Origin of the sequence: Acinetobacter sp. V115_6, assembly GCF_031799025.1 — a bacterium.
GTDB lineage: Bacteria > Pseudomonadota > Gammaproteobacteria > Pseudomonadales > Moraxellaceae > Acinetobacter > Acinetobacter pittii.
This window is the reverse complement of sequence record NZ_JAVQNO010000021.1, coordinates 188,706-213,358: the sequence shown is the minus strand read 5'-3', so window position 1 is coordinate 213,358 and position 24,653 is coordinate 188,706. Positions and strand designations below refer to the sequence as shown.

Below are 24,653 nucleotides of genomic sequence, written 5' to 3'. Positions count from 1 at the left end.
CATGAAACTTTTTTTCGTGTTAACGCCACTTGTCTTTTTAACTGGGTGTATTTTTGGCCAATCTAGTGAGGTTAAACGTGCAGAAAAAATTCTCCATAATTTTGAATGTAAAAATGTTGAGACAAGTCAGATTGCAACAAGCTCAATCAATTCTTACTACCAGCAGTCTTTAGCGGTAAGCAAAGAAAAGGCGACTTCATATGTAGAGAGTTATAAAAATGGTGAAGAATTATTCGACATGCCGCTCGATGAAGTTTTAAAGCAACAATATCAACTTTATAAATCAGCTTGTGATTCTTTAGGTGGGGTTTCTTCTCAACCTTAATATATAAAGGTATTCACTTAATTTTTTAGTGGATACCTTTTTTTAATTTTATATCTTTCTTTTTGATTAATTTTTACTCACTTTACCTTTTGTTAAAATTAAATTACATACTTAAACTTTTATTAGGCTCTTATATTTCATAGCCTGTTTACTTGTTTTTTATTTATTTTCCGAGGTTTAGATCATCATGAAAAAAACATTATTATCAGTAGCACTCTTAAGTATCCTTCTTGCCGCTTGTAGCAAAAATGAAAATAAAGCCGACACGACAACTCAAGCATCTGCTCCAGCGCAAACTACTGAAGCAAATAATAATGCTGTAGATACCGCGCACACAGCTGAAAACTCACTCGATTGGGACGGCACATATAAAGGCACTCTCCCATGTGCGGACTGTGAAGGTATTAAAACTGAATTAGAACTTAAAGATGATAAAACCTACGAGCTAACCGAAACTTATCTTGGTAAAGGTGACACCAACCCATTTGAAACCCATGGTACCTTTACTTTCGACAAAGATAATACTTCAGTTATTACGTTAGATGATAAAGGCCAAAACCGTAAATTCTTTATTGGTGAAAATACTGCAACTGCTTTAGATATGGAAGGTAAAAAAGTTGAAGGCTCTTTAGCTGAACACTATGTTTTGAAAAAATAATTTTTAATAATTAAAAAACCCGCTCATTTGAGCGGGTTTTTTTATGAATCAATTCTTAGTGAGCTGCGAATTGGTTCATTGTGTTTTTAGCATCGTCATGTGCTTTAAGAGCGTTATCACCAGAGAAGATTTCTTTGTGATCATCACCGATGTCAGAACCCGCCATTGCTTGGTGTTTAACACAAGCGATACCGCCGCGGATTTCTTTACGTTGTACGCCAGCAACATAAGCCAACATACCTTCAGAACCGAAGTAACCTTGTGCAAGCTCATGAGTAGAAAGAGCAGCAGTGTGGTAAGTCGGAAGTGTGATCAAGTGATGGAACACACCCGCTTCACGAGAAGCATCTGCTTGGAAAGTACGGATCTTGTCATCAGCATCAGCAGCTAATTCAGTGTTGTCATATTCAGCACTCATTAATTTAGCGCGGTCATATGCAGAAACGTCTTTACCTTCAGCAACCCAACGGTCGTAAGCTTGTTGACGGAAGTTTAAAGTCCAGTTGAATGATGGGCTGTTGTTATAAACAAGCTTAGCATTTGGAACAACTTCTTTAACACGGTTAACCATGTGTGCGATTTCTTCTACGTTTGGAGTCGCAGTTTCGATCCAAAGAAGGTCAGCACCATTTTGTAAGCTAGATACACAGTCAAGTACAACACGGTCAATTTGAGTGTCAGCACGGAACTGATATAAGCCAGAAGGTAAACGCTTAGGACGGTGTAATTTACCATCACGCTTGATTAAGATTTCATCTTCTTGAGCATCAGCAATGTCAATTTCTTGAGTATCTAAGTAGCTGATGTATTGAGAAGCGATGTCACCTGGCTCTTTAACCACTGGGATTTTTTGAGTCAAGTCAGCGCCTTCAGAGTCAGTACGCGCAACAATGATACCTTCTTCAAGACCCATTTCTAAGAATGCATAGCGTAATGCATGGATCTTAGCGATGAAGTCTTCGTGTGGAACAGTTACTTTACCAGCTTGGTGACCACATTGTTTAGCATCAGATACTTGGTTTTCGATTTGAAGCGCACAAGCACCAGCTTCGATCATTTTCTTAGCAAGTAAGTAAGTTGCTTCTTCGTTACCGAAACCAGCATCGATGTCCGCAATAATTGGCACAACGTGAGTTTCAAAGTTGTCGATTTGAGCTGTGATTTCAGCTGCTTTAGCAGTATCACCAGCTTCTTGTGCTTTTTTAAGCGCACGGAATAAATCGTTTAATTCTTTTGCGTCAGCTTGACGCAAGAAAGTATAGATTTCTTCGATCAATGCAGGAACAGAAGTTTTTTCGTGCATAGATTGGTCAGGAAGTGGACCAAATTCAGAACGAAGAGCAGCAACCATCCAACCAGAAAGATAGATATAACGTTTGCTTGTAGTACCGAAATATTTTTTGTTCGCAATCATTTTTTGTTGTGCGATGAAACCATGCCAGCAACCTAATGATTGAGTGTATTTGCTTGAGTCAGCATCGTATTCAGCCATATCACGACGCATAATCGCAGCTGTATACTTAGCAATATCTAAACCAGTTTTGAAACGGTTTTGAAGTTGCATACGAGCAGCATCTTCTGGGCTAATGTCTGCCCAAGTATTGCCGAATTTTGCTTTTAATTGACGTACTGCATCAATCGCTGTTTGATATGTAGTCATGATATTGTCCTGTATTCATTTTAGGATTTCATCGATTGAAGCCTAGAGTCACGTTACTTAAATTTCTTATGACACCAGCTGCTTCCTCATGAACACAGCTTAGACTTAGCCAATCAATTAATCCAATATCCTTTGTTAATCTTCAGTATTTATTTAAAAAATATACCAATAAATCGATATTATAGATAAAATCAAAAACTTTAACACCTTGTTTATAAAAATAAAATTATCCTAAAGGAGTATAGAGTTTTATTCTAAAAACTCCCTAAGTCTTATTTTTATACAATTTTTGGAGATTTTCCACTCATTTTTAAATCTAAAAGTCAATTGTAAATTAGGCTATTTTTGCCAATGCAAAAAGTCAATTGATATGCTAGAAATTTAGAAGTTATTCATAAATATATTCTATTTAGATTTCTTTCATTCAAAACTGAGCAAAGACAGTAAAAACGTGCCTTTGAAACGTCTTTACACCCTACTTAATTCCTACAAAAAATGTCGCTTTTCTCATCATTTTTTCACACAATGATCATTAAATATGGCATAATTTGAAACAATTTCAGGGTTTTATTTTCGGTATTTTTTTTATGAATCTGGAGCGAGTAGATCTTAATCTATTAATATATCTTGATGTACTTCTTCGTGAAAAAAATGTTACGCGCGCAGCCGAACAGCTTGGGGTAACTCAGCCTGCAATGAGTAATATTTTACGACGCTTACGTAATTTATTTAATGATCCGCTTCTTATCCGTTCTTCCGAAGGGATGACCCCAACAGAACGTGCACTTGAATTACAACCTCGTATTCGTGATGCCCTTTCTGATCTTTCCATGATTTTGGAACCCCGTACCGAATTCCGCCCTTATACAAGTAATCGCGTTTTCCGCATTATGACATCTGACTATGCCGAGGCAACTTTAGTCCCTCGTCTTGTCAAAGCTCTACGCTCTGAAGCTCCAAATGTTGTACTCGACTTTCTTACACCAAGTGATGTGTCTTATAGAGATATGGAACAAGGTAAAGTCGATCTTGCGATTAATAGATTTAATGAAATACCGCAAAGTTTCCACCAAGTTTTAGTGTGGCGTGATAGTTTCAGCTGTATTCTTAATGACAAACACCCTGCTGTAACCCATTTGAATCTTAAAAGTTATCTAGATGCACAGCATATCTGGGTTTCTAAAACTGGTATGGGTGTAGGCTTTGGGGTAAATCCAGATAAACAAGGCGGTTTAGGCTGGATCGATCAGGCACTAGAACGTATTGGTCAACGTCGTAAAATTTCTGTTTTTACCCGCCACTACCAAATGCCAGCATTACTTGCTCAAAATGTTGACCTAATTGCCACGCTTCCAACTCGGATGGCGCGCCTACAAACTCAAAATCCAAAACTGGTTATAAAGGATCCTCCTTTTTATATTCCAGAATTTGAACTTAAAATGGCTTGGTGCCCGTTATTACATCATCATCCAGCTCATCGCTGGTTGCGCCAGCTTATTTTATTTGTTGCTCGTCAAATGATTGAAGAAGAAAACCGTGAATTTCTAACAAATAATTCGCAATTTTCTCACTATTAAGTAAATTTTGATTTAATTGTCGATTTTAGACATTATCTTCAAGCGCTGAGCAATCAATCTGATTACCTCGGCGCTTTTTTGTGTTAAAACATAGTCATAATAATGATGAACCTCGGGTGATTTGTGAGTCTCTTTCAAAATATCATTATCATCGTACTGCTCATCATCGCAGCAGGCTTTTTATCTTTAACTGAAATTGCATTGGCTGGCGCCAGAAAAGTAAAGTTAAAAATTTTAGCCGAAGCTGGCGAAGAACGTGCCCAACAAGTACTTGATCTACAAGAACAATCTGCCGACTTTTTTGCAGCTTCTCAAATTGGCCTAAATGCAGTTGCAATTTTAGGTGGTATTTTGGGTGAAGCTGCTTTTCGTCCCTTTTTCGTCACTTTAGTTGATCGCTTTTATGAAGGTCCCTGGACACAAACTATAGGTTTTGCCCTCTCCTTCACTTTAGTAACTTCCTTATTTATTTTATTCGCCGATCTCATGCCAAAACGTTTGGCAATGATTGCACCTGAAAAAATTGCAATTAGCGTTATTAACCCGATTCAAGTTTTTATTAAGGTATGTAAACCCTTAGCTTGGGGAATTAATGCTATTGCGAACCTGTTATTTCGATTGTTTAAAGTCAATACAACACGCGAAGATAACATTACTTTTGATGATATTTCAGCTGTCATGGATGCAGGTGCTCAAGCTGGCGTACTTCAAAAACAAGAGCATCACTTTATTGAAAATGTTTTTGAATTAGAAGAACGCACAGTACCCTCAAGCATGACGACACGCGAGAACGTCGTTTATTTCACCTTAAATGAACATGAAGATAGTATTCGACAAAAATTAGCAGAATATCCTTATTCAAAATTTTTGGTGTGTAATGAAAATATTGATCAAGTCATTGGCTATGTTGATGCTAAAGATTTCTTAGTACGCATTTTAAATAATCAATCACCAACCCAATTAAATGAGTCTACTATTCGTACTGTCCTAATGATTCCTGACACCCTCACACTCTCTGAACTACTTGATCGTTTTCGATCTACCAAAGAGAAATTTGCTGTCGTTATCAATGAATATGCACTTGTTGTAGGAGTGATTACGTTAAGCGATATCATGATTACAGTTATGGGTGATTGGGTTACCCCTATTGAAGAAGAACAGCAAATCATTAAACGTGATAATAACTCATGGTTAATTGATGGCAGTACACCAATTGATGATCTAAGACATGCTCTTGAAATTGATGAAATGCCTGATGAAGAAAACTATGAGACGCTCGCAGGTTTCATGATGTACCGTTTACGCAAAATTCCACGTCCAGCAGATTTTGTGGAATTTGGTGGATATAAATTTGAAGTTGTCGATGTCGACCATTTTAAAATTGACCAACTTCTTGTAACTCGAATTTTAGAACAAACCGAAACACACTCATCAATTGATGAAAACTAATCGTTATTAATTTAAATGCCCCACAATTTAGCTGGGGTATTTTTTAAAACTAAATAAATTTTTTAAATATGTGTAATAATTATTTTAGATTCATTTATTCAATTTGCTCTTTTAATTTAAAAGTATTATTATTTTATTTAGTAACTCTATTAAAGCTTAAATACTGAAAATTAATAAAATAATCTATATCTCTTAACTGCTTATAAAGTCATTAAGCCCCATTTACATTGCAAACAAACTTATGTAACTTAGCTCAAAGTCAATCTCTAAATGCTTCTTCTTCTCATTTCAATCATCAAAATATATATAATTAAAAAAAATGCCATATAATTTTTATTTTTATAATACCTTTATATTATTTTATAATAGCATTCATTTATTATAAAACCATTATAACCTTAATATATATGTTCAGTATTTCATCTAAATATACCCATCCAAATGAATATATATTAACCAAACAAACTAAATATATTATTTGTCTTTTTAATAAAAATTAATAAGAATAACCAAGGTCAGAGTTTTGAATAAACTTGTTCAGTAAAACTATAGGCAAAGGATTGATTGTATGCTGACATTACTTGGTGTTGGCATGATTTTGTGCTTCATGTACTTAATCATGTCCAAACGTTTAAGCCCTATTATTGCTTTAATTCTCATCCCGTTTATTTTTTCTCTCATTGCTTGGGGCCTAGGTCATTACTTTGAAAGTTTAAGTCACATTGAACTTAAAGGTCTCAGTGAGATGATGCTGGATGGCATCAAAAAATTAGCGCCAACTGGCGTAATGCTTTTATTCGCAATTTTGTATTTTGCCTTAATGATCGATGCAGGTCTTTTCGACCCACCGGTTAAATGGATTTTGAAAAAAGTTAAAGGCGATCCTTTAAAAATTACTCTAGGAACTGTCTTTTTAACCACTCTCGTTTCTTTAGATGGTGATGGCTCAACCACCTATATGATCTGTGTGGCTGCAATGTTGCCACTTTATCAACGTCTAGGAATGAACACACTCATCATGACTGCGCTTATGCTTTTATGTAGTGGTGTAATGAACCTAACGCCATGGGGTGGTCCTACTGCTCGTGCTGCAAGTGCGTTACAAGTTGATCCAAGCCATATTTTCGTACCGATGATCCTTCCAATGATCATTAGTATTGGTTGGTTATTCTTCTTGGCATATTTATATGGCCGTTATGAGCAAAAACGTTTAGGCGTGATTGAGCTTGAAAGTCATCATGGTGACAATATTACCGTGTCGAAAGACCCTGAAGCGACGCGTCCACATTTACGCAAAGTAAATATGGTACTTACTATTATTCTCATGATTGCATTAATCAAAGGCATTTTGCCAATGTCAGTGTTATTCATGCTAGCGTTCTGTATTGCAATGCTGATTAACTATCCTGATGTTGATATGCAGAAAAAGCGTATCGCAATGCATGCAGATAGTATTTTAGCTGTTGTAGGTTTAATTTTCGCTGCAGGTATTTTCACAGGGATTTTATCTGGTACAGGTATGGTTGAGGCGATGTCTAAAGAATTCGTCGCAATGATTCCTCCAAGCATGGGTCCATATCTTGCACCGATTACCGCTTTAGTCAGTATGCCTTTGACATTCTTTATGTCAAATGATGCATTCTTCTATGGTGTTTTACCAATTCTTGCTGAAGCGGCTTCACATTACGGTATTAGCCCAGAAGCTATTGCTCGTGCATCAATTGTAGGCCAGCCAGTGCACTTGCTATCGCCTCTTGTTCCATCAACTTACTTGTTATGCGGTCTTGCTAAAGTTGACTTTGCAGATCATCAAAAGTTCACATTTAAGTGGGCATTTATAACATGTATGGTTTTGATGGGCACTGCATTAGTGATTGGCGTTTTCCCGCTCTTTAGTACACTTTAATTATTCCCTATAAATAAAAGCCCCAAACGGGGCTTTTATTTTTATTTATTTATATATTCAATCATGGCGTCTAAGAACGCATGAAAGTGCAAGCTAATATCTTCTTCTAAAATTTTATAGGCATTATCAAATTGCACCATTGGCCAACCTTCTTTCCAAAATGGGAAGATGTCATGTAAGTCATGAGTAACTATTGCATCTTCTCGAACAATCGCTTGTGAAATTTGTGCCAAAACTTGCGCTGTTTCTGCACCATCAATAGCTAAATAATCAATACCACGCGCTTTTAAAATACGAATTCGATCTTTTTTATAGCGAATTTTTTTAGCTTGAGCTGCATTTAAACCTAGTGCAAGAGTAACTGCCTCTACAAACTTTTCTTCAAAATTTGTATTCAGTGCCACTAAAGCCTGTTTATGTGCTTCCTGACGCCCAGCTTTCCCCCCATTACGGATAATCTCATTTGCTTCCGTATCTAGCTTATCTTTTTTCATCGACTGTAAAATGTCTAAAATTTCGATATCGCTTAAAGATTCAGGAGATTGCTCAAACATAGGAGTCTCTATACATACAACTAAAGGCGTATTCTCTCATAAAAGCGATACTAAAACAGAGTAAAATTTTAAATAGCTCATTATCTTGACTATTTTTATAGTCCTAACTTCATAGACTACACTCATAAAATCAAATAATTCTTTGGTTATAATTTTAATTATTTGCCAAATTAATTTTACCCTGATAATATTATTTTACCCAGATAAAAATATATGGCTAAAATGAATACTAAAATCACCTATACTGCCTTCACTGGAAGCACGCTTATTGCGAGTGACTCCCTCATTGAACTTGCAAAAAAACTCAAAGATCTTCCGAAAACAACGGAAAATATTCTGATTTTTAATGATCAAACAGGTCAACAAATTGATCTTGATCTTTCTGGTTCGGAACAAGAATTTCATCAACGTTATGCTGAACCGGAAGAAATTAAAAAAGTTGGACGACCTAAACTCGGAGTAATTTCTCGTGAAATCACTTTACAGAAAAAACATTGGGATTGGTTAGATCAACAAAGTGCGAGTGCATCAGCAGTAATTCGTAAGTTAATTGATAAAGAGTTAAATAACCCAAATTCTGAAGGTAATATTATGCTCGCTAAACAAGCCATCGACCGTTTTATGTCTGCCATGTTGGGCAATATGCCAAATTACGAAGAAGCAACACGTGCCTTATATCAAGGTGATCGAGATATATTTTTAAAGATGATTCAGAGCTATCCCAAAGATTTAAGAGAATATTTAACTTTAAAAACTCAAAGTATTTTCTAAACCCAATAAAAAACCCGCTTACGCGGGTTTTTTCAAAATCAATTCAGTCTATTAAAGACGAACTAATTCCACAACTTTTTCAGCTGCCTCTTCAACGGTTTCAGCAGTAACTTCTGTATCCGTACCTTCCACAGAAGTTGTGATAACCACAACACCTGTCTCACGCAATAAAGTAATTTGCTCAGCAGTTAAGTTGGCTTTTGCAATCGCAACTACACCTTGCTGAATCAGCAAACTCTCTAAAACTTGAGCTTTCTCGATTAATTGTGCAGAAATCCCAATCACCGCTGGCTTTTGGCCCAAACGTGCAGCACGATCTTCAGCTGTTACAGGATTACTATGTGCAGTCCATTCAACAGCAGCCTCAACCATACCTGCACCAACAGTTACGTTGCTTAAGCGGTCAATGAAGATGAATGAACCTGTATAACGAGAATCTTGATATTGATCAAACACAACTGGCGCATCGAACTCAACTACAACATCTGCAATTGCATTTAACTCAAGCTCTTCCACATGAGTATGTTCAAGTGTATTCACATTCACTCGATAGTGAATATTAGTGACTTTAGCAGGAACAGTCTGGGTACCAATCTTAACGTTGTATAACTTACCTTTCACGAGCGGATGTTCATTCATCCACACCACTGAAGCACGAACACTACGTGAAATTAACGGTTGCTCGCCAGCACGTACCAAAACGTTACCACGGCTAATATCAATTTCATCATTGAGGGTCAATGTAACCGCTTGACCCGCTACAGCCTGCTCAATGTTTCCATCAAAAGTAACGATTTCTTTAACTGTTGAACGCTTACCTGATGGCAGTGCAACAATCTCATCACCAACATTGATTTCACCTAAAGCAACGGTCCCCGCAAAACCACGGAAATCAAGATTTGGACGGTTTACATACTGAACAGGGAAACGGAATTCGTGTTTATTCGATTCACGACTGATTTCCACCGACTCAAGAATGCTCATCAAGGTTTGACCCTTGTACCACGGCGTATGAGCTGACGGATTTACAACGTTATCACCATTTAAAGCAGAGATTGGTACAAACTGAATATTGGCTGGACGGCGATCACCTAATTGGCTTACGAAAGCATCATATTCAATTTGAATTTCAGTGAAACGTTCAGGTGAATATTCAACCAAGTCCATCTTATTGATTGCAACAACGATATTTTTAATACCAAGCAAACTTGCAATAAAGGTATGGCGACGAGTTTGAGTTTGTACACCATAACGCGCATCAATCAAGATGATTGCCAAATCCGCAGTTGACGCACCTGTTGCCATGTTACGTGTATATTGCTCATGCCCTGGGGTATCCGCAATAATAAACTTACGCTTTTCTGTTGAGAAATAACGGTAAGCTACGTCAATTGTAATACCCTGTTCACGTTCTGCTTGCAGACCATCTACCAGTAATGCCAAGTCTGGTGCATCACCAGTAGTTCCTACTTTTTTACTGTCACGCGTTACTGCTTGCAATTGATCTTCATAAATCAATTTTGAATCGTAGAGTAAACGCCCAATAAGCGTACTTTTACCATCGTCTACGTTACCGCAAGTCAAAAAGCGTAGAAGGTCTTTTTGTTCATGTTGCTTTAAATAGGCCAAGATATCTTGGCTGATTAATTCTGATTGATGAGACATTGCTCAAACTCCACAAATTTAGAAATTGTCTTAGAAATAGCCTTCTTGCTTTTTCTTTTCCATTGAGCCCGCTTCATCATGGTCAATCATACGACCTTGACGCTCAGAACTCGTGGCTAAAAGCATCTCTTGGATAATTTCAGGTAACGTATCTGCTTCAGACTCAACTGCACCAGTTAACGGGTAACAACCAAGCGTACGGAAACGTACAGACTTCATCTGTGGAACTTCACCCTCTTTTAAGCGCATACGTTCGTCATCAACCATGATTAACGTACCACTACGCTCTACCACTGGACGAACAGCAGAGAAATAAAGAGGAACAATTTGAATATTTTCTAAATAGATATATTGCCAGATATCCAACTCTGTCCAGTTCGATAATGGGAATACACGAATACTTTCGCCTTTGTTCACTTTACCATTGTAAAGGTTCCAAAGTTCAGGACGTTGGTTTTTAGGGTCCCAACGGTGTTTACTATCACGGAATGAATATACACGCTCTTTCGCACGTGATTTTTCTTCATCACGACGTGCACCACCAAAAGCAGCATCAAATTGATATTTATCCAAAGCCTGTTTTAAAGCTTGGGTTTTCATAATATCTGTATATTTTGAACTACCATGATCAAATGGGTTGATCCCAGCTTCACGGCCTTCTTTGTTTTGATGAACAATTAAGTCAAAACCATGAGTTTTTGCCATGTTATCGCGAAACGCGATCATGTCTTTAAACTTCCAACCCGTATCTACATGTAATAATGGGAATGGAAGTTTCGCTGGATAAAATGCTTTTAATGCAAGATGAAGCATAACAGCCGAGTCTTTACCAATTGAGTAAAGCATGACTGGGTTTTCGAATTCTGCAGCAACTTCACGGATAATATGAATACTTTCAGCTTCAAGTTGCTTGAGATGTGTGAGTCTTGATTCAGTCATGAACACGTCCTTCTCTATCCATTTTGCCCATAAAATCTAGAAGTAGTATTAAACCACCACCTAGAAGACCATGTGGAGGAACGAGTGCCATAACAACTCCAATTTTTCGTGATAGATAATCCAACTACAAGCCTTTATATCGCTTATAGCATTAGTTATGCATTATAGTGATTTAAAACCGATTCCTTTTGCTTGTTTTTTCATATTGATATTCGATTTAATCATATGCATGTAATATGCTGATTCACTTGCACAACTTTGTAATCCTAGCCTGTGTAGTTAACTTAAGCAAATTATGTTCTAGTCTTTAGATTTCTTTAAAAACCATAAAAAAGAGAAGCATTAATCGCTTCTCTTTTTGAAAACATGATCTAATCTTAGAAACCAAACATTTTACGTTCTAATGGAATTTCAATACCAATAGATGCACCTGCATCATTACCTTCTAGATCAGAATCACTTACCCAGCCATTAATTTTTAATGGAAGATCAGGTTTAATGAAATGCGTCCAAGTTAAATCAAGCGCCTTAATTTCATCATCTTTAGGAAAGGCTTTATTGATTGCTAAATTAGATTGGTTAACTTTAACCACCATAGCACGACCGCTCAAACGATTCATAACATCAAAGCGGATATCACCACCAACTGAATACATTTGTCCGTCACCACCCATCGCATGTCCTAACGGGAAACCGTGTTGGTAATAACCATCTTTATAAATATAATGGTTATAAGAAATACCTTTTACATCACCATTGGTTCGTGTATCAGCCCATTCCGCATAAAGTTGATACGGCATATCATTGTAGCTTGACGAATAATCAACCCCAGCTAAATACATCTTTTTAGATGGTAGTAACCCAGCCTCATCTTCACCCACATATTGCCCATAAACGCCAACAGGAGCATTTAAAAGAGATTGAAGATTTAAACGGGCATCAAATCCAGCAATTTGGTTAGACCTGTCTTCAGAGGCATCATAAACATTATCATTACCCTTAATCGCATTCCATAAAGAATCCCAACTTTCAGAACGTCCTTCACCACCCCATTGTAAAGTTCGAGAAGCACCGAGTTCTAAATAAGGTAATGGTCTTGCAGTTACACGTAAACCTAATAATTTAGCATCAGGAACTGCTTTATAATCATCTAATTGACCTGCAAAAGCTTGATATTGCCAAGGCCCAATCCAAGATAACCATTTTGTTTCAAAAGCATTTTGCACAGCACGCTGTGCAGTCACGCCATAAACGGGACGACTCGCATCACCACGAATTAAACTACCATCGTGTCCAGGTCCCCACCATGTTGGAATTTGACCTGCAACTACCCATTGATTCCAAAGTTTACCCGCGACATATGAACCCTCGACATTAACATCTTGCCCATTATCGATTTGCGGGTCTTTTTCTGCATTTACTCGGATTTTTGCATCCCAGTTTTCACCACCCGCATTAAATTCTAACGAACCTTGATATTGAGCTTTTTGGTTATCACCAAATGCTTGTGGAATATTTTTAATATCAGTTTCAGCAAAAGCACCCACTTTCACTGTATTGTTATCTGCTTTTAATGCATTAAGAACTGAGTTAATAACTTTTTGTTGAGCTGGATGAGACACTTTTGCCTGAGAGAGCGCACGCTGAATTTCATCACCACTTAACGGCCAAGTTGAAGTGCTAATATTAATAACACCTTGCTGATTTAACCAATTTAAGTCTGTACGTAAGTCCTCATCATTTAGCACCAAACCTTGTGCAAAAATAGCGGATGAAGCAGTTGCCAATATTGCAATCGAAAGTGTTTTTCTTAGAAACATGCCAGCACAATTCTCAAAGTTATTTATGAGCAACACCTTAAATTTTTTATCACAACTTTGCAATTGTTAAACTGTGCAATTACATTTTTTAACGCTACCTTAAGATTAGTATAATTAGGTAAGTTTCTAGATATAAAAAGTAATAAAAAAGGCAGTATAAATACTGCCTTTTTGCATCGTAGAGGATTAACCTTCTTTACGGCGCATATGCGGGAATAAAATTACATCACGAATACTTGGTGCGTCAGCAAATAACATTACTAAACGGTCAATACCAATACCTTCACCTGCTGTTGGAGGTAAACCATATTCAAGTGCTTCAACAAATTCTGCATCGTAATGCATTGCTTCATCATCACCAGCGTCTTTTTCAGCAACTTGCGCTTGGAAACGTTCAGCCTGATCAATCGGGTCATTTAACTCGCTGAAGCCATTTGCTAACTCACGACCACCGATGAAGAATTCAAAACGATCTGTAACGTGTGGATTGTCATCATTACGACGCGCCAATGGAGAAGTTTCTGCTGGGTAATCAGTAATAAATGTTGGCTGACGAAGTTTCGTTTCAACAGTTTCTTCAAATACGATCGTTTGAAGCTTACCTAAACCAAAACCTGGCTTAACCTCTTCTTTCAACTCTTCACGAATAAATTTTGCAAGAAACTCACGATCACCTACATTTTCAGGTGTGAACTGCGGATTATTCTCTAAAATTGCATCGAACATAGAGATTTTCTTGAATGGTCCTTTGAAGCTAAATACTTCACCTTGGTAAGGAACATCAGTTGTACCTAGAATATCCAAAGCCAACTTTTCAAGCATATTTTCAGTCAATGCCATTAAGTCTTTATAATCAGCATATGCCTGATAAAACTCGATCATCGTGAATTCAGGGTTGTGACGTGTTGACACCCCTTCATTACGGAAGTTACGGTTGATTTCGAACACACGCTCAAAACCACCAACCACTAAACGCTTCAAATAAAGTTCAGGCGCAATACGTAAGAATAAAGGCATATCCAAAGCATTGTGATGTGTTTCAAATGGACGTGCAGAAGCACCACCTGGAATCACATGCATCATTGGCGTTTCAACTTCCATGAAACGTTCGTTGTTTAAGAACGCTCGGATACCAGCAACAACTTTGGCGCGAATTTCAAAAGTTTTACGTGTTTCTTCATTCACAATTAAGTCAAGGTAGCGTTTACGGTACTTAACTTCTGTATCATTTAAGCCATGAAATTTATCTGGTAACGGACGAAGAGATTTTGTAAGAAGTTCAAAACCTTCAAGATGAACATATAAGTCACCTTTGCCTGAACGTCCGATATAACCTTCGGCAGCAATAATGTCACCAAGATCTAAACCTTTAATAGTTTCAAGAATATCTTTTGGTAAGCCTTTACGGTCAACATATAACTGAATACGACCTGTCATGTCTTGAATCACCATGAAAGAACCACGGTTTAACATGACACGGCCAGCCACTTTTACATAAACATGCTCAGCGCTTTCAATTTGTTCTTTCGACTGATCTTTAAATTGTTCTTGTAGATCAGCTGCGTAATGTTCACGCTTAAAAGTATTTGGCCAAGGACTCTTCCCAGTTTCCTTCGCAACATCTTGGATTTGCTTTAATTTGGCATGACGCTGTGCAATTAAATCGTTTTCGGAAATAGTTGGTTCAGAAGTCGATTGAGCGTTTTGTTGCGTCATCTCTGCCTCGATTAAGTAAAAATGAAGTGGCATAGCTTAACAGATTGCAGGAGTTTTTCGAATGATTTCAATCAAACAAAAATGAAAAAAGACAATTTATGGAAAAGAGCAGTACTTTTTAAAGGCAAAATGACTTAGACCAATCGCTAAGATCATTTTTTAAAGCTTTTAGTAAAATATAAAAAAATCCAAATAACCTCGATATTCAAAGGCCTTATTTGCCTTGTATTTTATCAATGAGATTGTGTCGTAAATAATGAAAATTCTATTTTTACATGGCTTGGATTCTTCTCGTGAATCGACAAAGTTCCACGCTATTTTACATCCTGAAAAATTTTGTATTGACGTTGATTATCGTAACTTAAGTTATGCGTCTGTTGAGTACTTTTATCATCAGGCTATTCAGACGATCAAACCAGATTTACTGGTTGGTCACAGCCTTGGAGGATATTGGGCCTTAAAAACTGCCGCTCAACATAAATTAGCTGTGATTGTGGCAAATCCAAGTCTTACACCTAGTTTTCGACCTGACTATCCTCAACTTTCTGAAGAGGAGCTCACCATCTCTAATCCTAAAATGGCCTATTTAGAATTAGGAGATGAGCAACTTGATATGTATCAGGTTCAAGAAAAACTTGCACCCTACATGAATATTGAAACATTTGAAGGTGGACATCATCGCTTAGCCTATCCTTCTCGCATCAATGATTTGATTATGAAAATTTATAAAAAATATTTGGCTTAGATTTAAACAGATTATTTATTTTTTTCTGCCAATTTCTTGATTACCTCAAAACCTTGGACGAAGCCACTTTTCAACATACCCATATATTCGGGTAAGGTGGCCAATTCGACTCTTAAAGTAGTTACATTATCGTGTTGGCTTAGAAAATATTTTTCTAGGGAACCACTCCATCCTTTAACTTCGTCACTTTCTAAATCTTCCTTACCGTCCTTAATCATTCCTAAATGTTTAAAAATCAAAATTTCCGGTTTTTTCAATTCTTTGATTGTGGAAATCATGCCATTTCCTTCACCATCTAAAAAATAAGTTTTACCATCTACTTGCCAATCGGTACGCATTGAGGAATCTGGGGCAAAGAATTTTGTCCAAGCATTATATGTCTCGTTATTCCAGAGCAATTCCCATACTTTCTCTATAGGGGCTTCAATGTCTACTTCGTATACTAAGTTTTCCATACTTCACTTCCCTGATTTATTCCGTTCTTATGATGTCGAATTTTAATTTTCGGATTTAATGATGACATCTGTTGAATCTTTATTTGTTGTTATTTAGCTTTCTTATTATATAAATCTTTTAAATGAGCAGACACTTTTTATTTCTCAATAATTTCACAAACAACATTAAGTTTAAAATTAACGTTAAGAATGTATTAGTTATTATTAGTTTATGCTCAAGTTTTGCCTAAAAAACCACTTATTTGTCCTAACCTGCCATTCATCTTTGCTTACGAATGATTAAACTCCGTTATTTGCTTTACATTAAATGTAGAACTGCGTAAAAATTTGATATCCGATCAAAGGCACATTGGTTATTATTGACCGGATCGTGGTTACATTATTAATAGATGGAATAGTTTTACTGAAAGGCAGCTTTGAGCAAACTTATCAGTGCGGAGAGTCTCATGAAAAAATATCAATGTATCGTTTGTGGATGGATTTACGATGAAGCAGAAGGTTGGCCACAAGACGGCATTGCAGCTGGAACAAAATGGGAAGATATCCCTGATGACTGGACTTGCCCTGATTGCGGCGTTTCAAAAGCTGACTTCGAAATGATCGAAATCTAATGACTTCAAGTAAAAGGCCATGATTGACATGGTCTTTTTTACGAATATTACCAATCACCGTATTAAATAAATAATTCTAACTCTGGAGAGAAAAATGCATCCTATCGTCATTATCGGATCAGGCATGGCGGGTTATACCTTAGCACGTGAATTTCGTAAGCTTAGTCCAGAGCAAGAACTTGTGATGATTTGTGCGGATGATGCAGTGAATTATGCAAAACCAACATTATCAAATGCATTTGCAGGTAAAAAAGCACCTGAACAAATTCCATTAGGTGATGCTGCAAAAATGGGTACCCAACTCAATATGCGTATTGAGCCTTTTACTTTCGTAAAAGAAATTTTGACTGAACGCCATGAGCTTGTTCTTGAGAAAGACGGGGTAACTTCGAATCAACCCTATTCAAAACTAATTTTAGCTGTTGGTGCTAACCCAATTCGTCTTGCAATTGCAGGCGATGGTAGCGATGACATTCATGTAGTGAACTCGCTAATTGATTACCGTGCTTTCCGTGAAAATCTAGCTCAACGTAAAGACAAGCGTGTTGTTATTTTAGGGGCTGGTTTGATTGGTTGTGAATTTGCCAATGACTTACTTCACAGTGAATATGAGATTACTGTCATTGATTTGGCACCTCAACCATTAGGCCGCTTATTGCCAGGTCATATTGCTTCTGCATTCCAGCAAAATCTCGAAGAGGCTGGTGTTAAATTTGCATTAGGCACAACAGTTGAGAAAGTCAGCAAAATTAATGATGGCGAAGATTATGCGATTACACTCGCAAATGGCCAAACTTTGGTAGCAGACATTGTTCTTTCAGCCATTGGTTTACAGCCAAATATTTCACTTGCTAAAAGTGCAGATATTCAAACAAGCCGTGGAATTATTACCAATAGTTTACTTGAAACGAATCAAGCCGACATTTATGCAATTGGCGATTGTGCAGAAGTAAATGGCACACTACTTCCATATGTAATGCCGATTATGCAGCAAGCTCGTGCTCTTGCAAAAACCCTCAGCGGACAACAAACTGCCGTACACTACCCTGCTATGCCCGTTGCAGTAAAAACTCCTGCAGCTCCACTTACAGTATTACCGGCACCAGTAGATGTAGAAGTGAACTGGGAAACAGAAGAGTTCGACGATGGTATGCTTGCTAAAGCAATTGACAATGAAGGAACATTGCGTGGTTTCGTATTGTTAGGTGCAACAGCAGGTAAACAACGCTTAACTTTAACAAAGCTTGTTCCAGATCTTATTCCAGCCCAAGCATAAGGTTTGAATCAGGAATACTCTTTTGAGAGTATTCCTTTAAGGAATGAATAACATGAATAGTGCCTTACAGTTTAACATTTCGCCGTACACATCTTTCATGCAAGAAACCAAAGTCAACTTAGGCAATGGTATTGAGCTACATGTAGAAGTAGGTGGAAAACCGGAACATCCAACCATTTTGCTGATTATGGGTCTTGGGGCTCAAATGCTTTTCTGGCCAGATTTCTTCTGTAAATCACTCATTGATCAAGGTTTTCGTGTTATTCGTTTTGATAACCGCGATATTGGCCTTTCTTCAAAAGTACGTCATGAAGGTAAACGGTTAAATACGGTTAAATTGATGGGTCGCTTTGCACTCGGACTAAGTAATCAAGGTGCTCCTTATACTCTGCATGATATGGCAGATGATGTATCAATGCTCATTGACCGCTTAGGCGTGGCTAAAACACATGTCATTGGCGCATCAATGGGTGGGATGATTGCTCAAATTCTTGCAGCAAAATATCCTGAGAAGGTTGAGAAATTGGGGCTCATGTTTACAAGTAATAATCAGCCTTTTTTACCTCCTCCTTTTCCGAAACAGCTTTTGAGTTTAATTGGCAAACCCGAGTCACGTGACGAAGATGGTATTGTTAATCACAGCTTAAAACTATTTCAATTAATTGGTTCACCTGGTTACGTCAACCAGATTGAAGCAATGCAAACTGCACGCAAACTTTATCAACGTAGCTATTATCCTGCTGGTGTACTTCAACAGTTTTTAGCAATATTATGTACAGGCTCCTTACTTCAACTGGACCGTGAAATTAAGCAACCTGCGTTAGTCTTACATGGCTCTCGTGATCGCTTACTTCCCCCTAGTCATGGTAAGGCTGTAGCAAAAGCAATTTCCGGTGCTAAGTTTGAATTAATTGATGGAATGGGGCATGATATCCCTGCACATTTTATTCCTCAGCTTAGCGGTTTATTTGCGCATCATTTTAAATCATCATACTAGGACACTATGGCTGCATTACCCTCACTAAGACAGCTATCATATTTAGTTACGTTGTCGGAAACTTTGCATTTTACTGAAGCAGCACGCCGCTCTTTTGTCACGCAATCGACGTTATCAGGCGGCATCATGGAGCTTGAACGATTGTTAGGTGGCGTTCTGGTAGAGCGTGACCGTCAGAATGTGCGTTTAACACCATTGGGTGAACAAGTTGTTGCTCGTGCCCGTGTATTACTAGCAGATGCTCAAGATTTAATGCGATTGAGCCGTGAAATGAGTGAACCGTTAACAGGTGATTTGCATTTGGGAGTTATCCCAACCATTGCACCTTTTATCCTGACACGGTTACTTGATGAAGTGCATCAGCAGTTGCCTAAAATTCAGCTGCATTTGCATGAAGCACAAAGTGAAAAAATTGTAGAGCGTTTAGAACACGGTAATCTAGACATGATCGTTCTTGCTCTACCGTTTGACACTAGAGGCCTAAAAGTCGCTGAAATTTCGAAAGAAAATTTGTACCTTGTATGTAGTAAACAAGATACGAATGCTCTTCAAGCAAACTCACTAGATGATCTTGATTTATCGAGATTAATTTTGCTTGAAGAAGGCCACTGTTTACGTGACCACGTTTTAAGTGCATGCCCTATCGGTGAACGTAAAAACGACAACCGTTTAAAAGCAAGCTCTTTACCAACTTTAGTTGAAATGGTTTCTTCTGATTTAGGTTTTACCCTTTTACCAGAAATTGCAATTGATAACAGTATGATCAAGTTTAATGATCAAATTACTGCAAAACCAATTGAAGATGCTCCAAGCCGCACTTTAGCATTAGTCACTCGTAAAAGTACGCCACTACAAAGTGAATTCGATGTATTACTGCAAATTATGCAGAAAATCACCACGAATTTACATGAATAAAAAAAGGAGTCTTCGGACTCCTTTTTATTTTATTGAGGTGTAAGGGATGCCCATTTAAACACCCAAGCAGATTGCATATTCAAACTATTATCAGCAATAATTTTTTCTCTAATAATCTGTGCTATAGCATAGTCGTTGGCTGGATCTATCATGACTCGTATTCCTTTAGTCGTTGAGCTGGTTACGACCTTATAGCCCTTTGCTTCAAGCTGTGACTGAATCCTATTTGCTTTATTTTGATTAGAAGCTAGCGCAACTTGTACCATCCATTTTTTTTCGCCATTTTCTAAAATTTCTTTAGCGATCGCAGCATCAAGTTGTTTTTTATTTTCAGAATTTTTCTTTTCTTCTACTTTTTTTGTGTGAACTTCCTCATTTTTCTTTTGCGCTAAAAACTCATCTTGCTTTTGTTTTCTTTTTTGGATGATTATTGTTTTATTCCTTACCTCACTCTTTTTAGTTTTATCATTGGAAACTGGCGCAAAATAAGGATATATCGCTTGATCATCAAACCTTTGAAATACGATGATATCCCCATAACACTTCTGATCTGCGTAGGCGGTCACTGGCATTATCCCCAAAAGTATTCTAATAAGTAAATTTCTAATAAAGCATTGCATCTTATTCATTTACCGAAGTTAAGTATATTTAATGCGGCGTATTAAAGTAGATTTCACATGATTTGTATATTTTTAAAATTCAATGTTTTATGGAAAAAATCACATATTTTAAAAACATCTTGCTGTGTTTCAAATTATTATCGTTTACCCAACAACCATTTAGAAAAACTAATTAAATTATTTTGAATTTCAGTGAATTAAAAAAGCCGACATTTTGTCGGCTTTTTTAATTAAATTTAAAACTTATTATTTAATCATTTCTAATAGTGCCCGTTGAGCATTATGCAATTTTTCACCCTCTGCTGGCTCAGCACGCACCCAAGTACCATCTGACTGTAACAACCAAGCTTGCTGGTTATCTTGCAAATAGTTCACTAGGCCTTGTTGATAAATACGCTTTTTCAATGCAGGATCTTCCACAGGGAAACATGCTTCAACACGGTTAAATAAATTACGATCCATCCAGTCTGCGCTTGAGCAGTAAATACGCGCATCGCCATTATTGCTAAAGTAATAAACGCGAGTATGTTCAAGGAAACGTCCTACAATTGAACGTACACGAATATTTTCTGATAAGTTAGGCAAACCTGGACGTAAACAGCAAATAGAACGAATAATCAGATCAATCTGAACACCCGCTTGAGATGCTTCATATAATTTATTGATTAATTGAACTTCCGTTAAGGCATTTACTTTCACAATAATTTGAGCTTTACGCCCCGCCTTAGCATTGGCAATTTCTTCATCAATAAAGTTGATGAGCTGAGCATGTAAGGTAAATGGTGCATGTAATAGCTTTTTCAATTTCGCCATTTTGCCCATACCAGTCAACTCTTGGAAGATACGGTGCACGTCTTCACACAGATCTTTATCAGTCGTCATGAGACCATAATCGGTATAAATTCGAGCATTCATTGCATGGTAGTTACCAGTGCCTAAATGAACGTAACGCACAAGTTTGTTGTTTTCACGGCGCACCACCATAATCATTTTGGCGTGAGTTTTATAACCTACGATACCGTAAACAACGACAGCCCCCGCTTCTTGTAAAACATTAGCTACTTCAATATTTGACTCTTCATCAAAGCGGGCACGCAATTCAATAACTGCGGTCACTTCTTTTCCATTACGCGCTGCTTCCGCCAAAATCTGTACAATTTCAGAGTCAGCACCACTACGGTAAAGCGTCTGCTTAATTGCCAATACTTGTGGATCGCGAGCAGCTTCACGAAGTAGCTGAATCACGGGTGCGAAAGATTCAAAAGGATGATGAAGCAAAATGTCTTGCTTCTGCATTGCAGAGAAAATGTTCTCGGTCTTTTTAAACACTTTAGGCACAACCGGCGTATGCGAGTCATAACGCAAATGAGGGCGTTTAAAATTTGAAACCAGACGAGCTAAGTTTACAGGTCCATCAACTTTATATAATTGCTCATCGGTTAAATCAAATTCTTCTAATAAGTACTCATAAATATGCTGTGGACAATTATGAGTCACTTCTAAGCGAACCGCACGACCAAAACGTCGAGAACTTAATTCACCTTTTAAAGCTTTTGCTAAATCTTCAACATCTTCATTTAATGCCAAGTCAGCATTACGTGTAACACGGAATTGATAACATCCAGTTGCGGTCATTCCAGGGAATAAATCGGACACATGCTCGTGGATAATTGCAGATAGCATGACGTGATGTTCTTTACCACCTGTTAACTCATCTGGCAGTCGTACAACGCGAGGTAATGAACGTGGGGCTGGAACCACAGCTAAATCAATTTGACGACCAAAAGCATCTTTACCTTCTAGGGTAATAATAAAGTTTAAGCTCTTGTTTACGAGACGTGGGAACGGATGCGCTGGATCTAAGCTAATTGGAGTTAATACAGGTGCAACTTGCTCTTGAAAATACTTCTTAATCCAAGCCGACTGAGCTGGGGTTAGTTCACCACGGCGAAGGAAGCAAATATCTTCTTCACGCAACTTAGGTAAAATTTCTTCATTTAAAATACGATATTGACGCTCAATCGCAGCGTGAGCAGTTTCAGAGATTTTTTGTAAGACTTGTCTTGGCGTCAAACCATCAGGGCTACGACTCTCATTACCTAGAGAAAATTGCTCCATTACCCCCGCAACACGAATTTCGAAAAACTCGTCTAGATTACGTGAAAAAATGAGCAAGAAATTCATTCGCTCAAGTAATGGATGTAAAGGGTCTACCGCTTGCTCCAATACACGCAAATGGAAGTCAAGAATAGACAATTCACGATTTATATAACGGTCATTATAACTATATTCTGTAGGGGTCGTTGGTGTAATCGCTGTATTCATGTCTAACTCAATTCTCTATCCAGCCAAAATCTCTATAAAACAGTATGCTGCAAAAATATGACAATTTGGTAAAAACTAAAAAATTAACACATCTTTAAACATCATTATTCAGGAATCTGGGTACTATTCATATAACGTAAAATAACGCGTTTTCTATATTGTAGTTTACGATCGTTACGGTGGTCTTGATAATATTTCGGATCAGGCAATAACGCGGCTAAAAAGGCAGCTTGTTCGCGCGTTAAGCTTCTCGCACTTTTACCATAATAATATTGAGCTGCTGCTTCAACACCATATCGATTTTTGCCAAATTCAACAGAGTTCATATACACCTCAAGAATTCGGCGTTTTGACCACATTCGCTCCATCATCCAAGTTGCGATAGTTTCTTGGCCTTTACGAATAAACGAACGCTTATTATATAAAAACAAATTCTTTGCAAGTTGCTGAGACACAGTAGATCCACCAGCAACAACCTCTCCTTCTTCATTATTACGCTCTAGAGCAAAACGGATGCCATCCCAGTCAAAACCATGATGATGGATGAATTTTGCATCTTCCCCAGCTAAAATCGCATGTTTGAAATTGTCGCTAATATCATCATAGTCAAGCCATTCATGAATGATCGGCTCAGATGTATCTGACCAATAATCAATTCTCATAAACATGGTGGTATCAACTTCATGTGTACGCCACCAAACCAAACTTGAGAAAATCCAAAGTTGAATAAGGAGAATTGCCCCAATAAAAATTAACAACACGCGAACAATAAAAGCTTTCATGTTCGTCCTTATCTCCTGTATTCAACTTTTTTCATGTTAAGCTGTTAAGCATGTTCATATATAACAAAAGCATAGCATGACTCAATATCAGCCTCCGCACATTAATCGTAAACTCAATGTACAAACTTGGTGGCTGACCGCCTTACTGATCTTGATTAATGTAAGTTTGTTTGTCTGGCAAATTGCAACTGGTGTCGATATTAGCGACCCAGCCATGAAAGATGCTATTCATTGGGGGGCTGATTTTACACCACTTACTTTTACTGGGCAGCCCGAACGCTTATTTACCAGCATGTTTTTTCATTTTGGTCTTGTTCACCTCATGCTTAACATGTGGGCCCTCTATATTTTCGGTAATGTAGCTGAGTCACTATTTGGTCGCTTCTATTTTATAGGTATGTATTTACTTGCTGGCTTATTTGGTAGCCTTCTCAGTAGCTATATGACTATTCAAAATGGGCATGAATTACTGCAACATTTCGATCAAAGCTTACTACCTCATGTCAGTGCAGGTGCTTCAGGTGCCGTGATGGGATTAGGTGCTGCATTAACCGTTCTTTCTTTATTTCCACCGCTGCCGCATCAAGCCTACATACTCGATAAAAAAGCATTATTAATGATTATGGCCATCAACCTTGTTTTTGGTTTTGTCGCAACCGGTATTAATAATGCCGCGCATATTGGCGGCATGATTATTGGAGCATTTCTTGCACTGATGTGGTACTTAAGCTATGTCAGCAAGTTAAAAAATGTGCTCAAAATCCTAGGTTTATTAGGAGCAGTTGTAATTACAGGTGGTGTTTATATGTACTGTGTACAGCTCAACTCACCGTTGCTTCCCCTATGGCATGAAATCATCATCCAGAACCCTGACATTATTCCTTAAA

24 protein-coding genes are annotated in these 24,653 nt (G+C 37.6%); 13 read left to right on the top strand and 11 right to left on the bottom strand.

The features are described from left to right. Position 1 precedes the first annotated feature (1 nt). Both RMA94_RS09385 and RMA94_RS09380 read left to right on the top strand, forming a co-directional pair. Positions 2–325 (top strand): hypothetical protein, encoded by a 324-nt coding sequence (locus RMA94_RS09385; protein WP_005070594.1) that lies wholly within the window; start codon positions 2–4, stop codon positions 323–325. 187 nt (positions 326–512) lie between these two features. Continuing rightward, positions 513–983: a copper resistance protein NlpE gene (locus tag RMA94_RS09380; RefSeq protein WP_005075493.1), complete on the top strand. Its 471-nt coding sequence runs from the start codon at positions 513–515 to the stop codon at positions 981–983. A gap of 55 nt (positions 984–1,038) precedes the next feature. Here the strand turns inward: RMA94_RS09380 and RMA94_RS09375 are convergent, their stop codons facing one another. Further along, complete coding sequence (locus RMA94_RS09375; RefSeq protein ID WP_002117581.1) at positions 1,039–2,643, bottom strand: isocitrate lyase; 1,605 nt, start codon at positions 2,641–2,643, stop codon at positions 1,039–1,041. 587 nt (positions 2,644–3,230) lie between these two features. Between RMA94_RS09375 and RMA94_RS09370 the strand changes: the two genes are divergently transcribed. The 3 genes from RMA94_RS09370 to RMA94_RS09360 all read left to right on the top strand — a co-directional run bounded on the left by RMA94_RS09370 (position 3,231) and on the right by RMA94_RS09360 (position 7,575). Continuing rightward, positions 3,231–4,220 (top strand): LysR family transcriptional regulator, encoded by a 990-nt coding sequence (locus RMA94_RS09370; protein ID WP_004703082.1) that lies wholly within the window; start codon positions 3,231–3,233, stop codon positions 4,218–4,220. A 123-nt stretch (positions 4,221–4,343) separates the two neighbouring features. Continuing rightward, positions 4,344–5,669: a hemolysin family protein gene (locus tag RMA94_RS09365; RefSeq protein ID WP_002117726.1), complete on the top strand. Its 1,326-nt coding sequence runs from the start codon at positions 4,344–4,346 to the stop codon at positions 5,667–5,669. Positions 5,670–6,237: 568 nt separating this feature from the next. After that, positions 6,238–7,575: a CitMHS family transporter gene (locus RMA94_RS09360; RefSeq protein WP_002117607.1), complete on the top strand. Its 1,338-nt coding sequence runs from the start codon at positions 6,238–6,240 to the stop codon at positions 7,573–7,575. 41 nt (positions 7,576–7,616) lie between these two features. On the opposite strand, the gene RMA94_RS09355 is transcribed toward RMA94_RS09360, so the two are convergent. Beyond that, complete coding sequence (locus tag RMA94_RS09355; RefSeq protein WP_002117749.1) at positions 7,617–8,129, bottom strand: hypothetical protein; 513 nt, start codon at positions 8,127–8,129, stop codon at positions 7,617–7,619. A 213-nt stretch (positions 8,130–8,342) separates the two neighbouring features. Here RMA94_RS09355 and RMA94_RS09350 point away from each other — a divergent pair, with 213 nt between their 5' ends. Next, positions 8,343–8,900 carry a DUF2239 family protein gene (locus RMA94_RS09350; protein WP_080749870.1) on the top strand — a complete coding sequence of 186 codons (558 nt, stop codon included), beginning with the start codon at positions 8,343–8,345 and terminating at the stop codon, positions 8,898–8,900. A 51-nt stretch (positions 8,901–8,951) separates the two neighbouring features. On the opposite strand, the gene cysN is transcribed toward RMA94_RS09350, so the two are convergent. The 5 genes from cysN to lysS form a co-directional block, all read right to left on the bottom strand. Next, positions 8,952–10,565: a sulfate adenylyltransferase subunit CysN gene (gene cysN, locus RMA94_RS09345; protein WP_311082665.1), complete on the bottom strand. Its 1,614-nt coding sequence runs from the start codon at positions 10,563–10,565 to the stop codon at positions 8,952–8,954. Between the two features lie 30 nt (positions 10,566–10,595). Then, a complete protein-coding gene (gene cysD / locus RMA94_RS09340; RefSeq protein WP_000140408.1) occupies positions 10,596–11,504 on the bottom strand; it encodes a sulfate adenylyltransferase subunit CysD in 909 nt (302 codons plus the stop codon). Further along, positions 11,497–11,628: a hypothetical protein gene (locus tag RMA94_RS09335; protein WP_002117520.1), complete on the bottom strand. Its 132-nt coding sequence runs from the start codon at positions 11,626–11,628 to the stop codon at positions 11,497–11,499. Before RMA94_RS09335 ends, cysD begins: the two co-directional genes overlap by 8 nt. A 253-nt stretch (positions 11,629–11,881) precedes the next feature. Next, a complete protein-coding gene (locus RMA94_RS09330; protein ID WP_086264887.1) occupies positions 11,882–13,324 on the bottom strand; it encodes a capsule assembly Wzi family protein in 1,443 nt (480 codons plus the stop codon). A 186-nt stretch (positions 13,325–13,510) separates the two neighbouring features. Beyond that, the gene (lysS, locus tag RMA94_RS09325) at positions 13,511–15,040 is read right to left on the bottom strand and encodes a lysine--tRNA ligase (protein WP_002117806.1); all 1,530 of its coding nucleotides are present in this window, start codon (positions 15,038–15,040) and stop codon (positions 13,511–13,513) included. 256 nt (positions 15,041–15,296) lie between these two features. Between lysS and RMA94_RS09320 the strand changes: the two genes are divergently transcribed. Then, positions 15,297–15,785, top strand: a complete 489-nt coding sequence (locus RMA94_RS09320) for a YqiA/YcfP family alpha/beta fold hydrolase (protein WP_170248906.1) — start codon at positions 15,297–15,299, stop codon at positions 15,783–15,785. Between the two features lie 11 nt (positions 15,786–15,796). On the opposite strand, the gene RMA94_RS09315 is transcribed toward RMA94_RS09320, so the two are convergent. After that, positions 15,797–16,240, bottom strand: a complete 444-nt coding sequence (locus RMA94_RS09315; protein WP_311082660.1) for an SRPBCC domain-containing protein — start codon at positions 16,238–16,240, stop codon at positions 15,797–15,799. 446 nt (positions 16,241–16,686) lie between these two features. On the opposite strand from RMA94_RS09315, the gene rubA reads away from it, so the two are divergent. The 4 genes from rubA (at position 16,687) to oxyR (ending at position 20,039) form a co-directional block, all read left to right on the top strand. Continuing rightward, on the top strand, positions 16,687–16,851 hold the full coding sequence (gene rubA / locus RMA94_RS09310) for a rubredoxin RubA (RefSeq protein ID WP_000760495.1): 165 nt from the start codon (positions 16,687–16,689) through the stop codon (positions 16,849–16,851). A 94-nt stretch (positions 16,852–16,945) separates the two neighbouring features. Continuing rightward, positions 16,946–18,127, top strand: coding sequence for a rubredoxin reductase RubB (gene rubB, locus RMA94_RS09305; protein WP_311082658.1), 1,182 nt, complete (start codon positions 16,946–16,948; stop codon positions 18,125–18,127). Positions 18,128–18,179: 52 nt separating this feature from the next. Further along, positions 18,180–19,124 (top strand): esterase EstB, encoded by a 945-nt coding sequence (estB, locus tag RMA94_RS09300; protein ID WP_057068520.1) that lies wholly within the window; start codon positions 18,180–18,182, stop codon positions 19,122–19,124. A gap of 6 nt (positions 19,125–19,130) precedes the next feature. Continuing rightward, complete coding sequence (gene oxyR / locus RMA94_RS09295; protein ID WP_005070616.1) at positions 19,131–20,039, top strand: LysR family transcriptional regulator OxyR; 909 nt, start codon at positions 19,131–19,133, stop codon at positions 20,037–20,039. 29 nt (positions 20,040–20,068) lie between these two features. On the opposite strand, the gene RMA94_RS09290 is transcribed toward oxyR, so the two are convergent. Next, entirely contained in the window at positions 20,069–20,659 is a 591-nt protein-coding gene (locus tag RMA94_RS09290; protein WP_069122497.1) for an SPOR domain-containing protein, read from the bottom strand. Positions 20,660–20,716: 57 nt separating this feature from the next. Between RMA94_RS09290 and RMA94_RS09285 the strand changes: the two genes are divergently transcribed. Next, the gene (locus RMA94_RS09285) at positions 20,717–20,845 is read left to right on the top strand and encodes a hypothetical protein (protein ID WP_014206068.1); all 129 of its coding nucleotides are present in this window, start codon (positions 20,717–20,719) and stop codon (positions 20,843–20,845) included. A gap of 60 nt (positions 20,846–20,905) precedes the next feature. On the opposite strand, the gene ppk1 is transcribed toward RMA94_RS09285, so the two are convergent. After that, positions 20,906–22,984: a polyphosphate kinase 1 gene (gene ppk1 / locus RMA94_RS09280; RefSeq protein ID WP_033848618.1), complete on the bottom strand. Its 2,079-nt coding sequence runs from the start codon at positions 22,982–22,984 to the stop codon at positions 20,906–20,908. A gap of 104 nt (positions 22,985–23,088) precedes the next feature. After that, a complete protein-coding gene (gene mtgA, locus RMA94_RS09275) occupies positions 23,089–23,766 on the bottom strand; it encodes a monofunctional biosynthetic peptidoglycan transglycosylase (protein WP_002117784.1) in 678 nt (225 codons plus the stop codon). Positions 23,767–23,842: 76 nt separating this feature from the next. On the opposite strand from mtgA, the gene RMA94_RS09270 reads away from it, so the two are divergent. Further along, entirely contained in the window at positions 23,843–24,652 is an 810-nt protein-coding gene (locus RMA94_RS09270; RefSeq protein WP_311082652.1) for a rhomboid family intramembrane serine protease, read from the top strand. Position 24,653 lies beyond the last annotated feature (1 nt).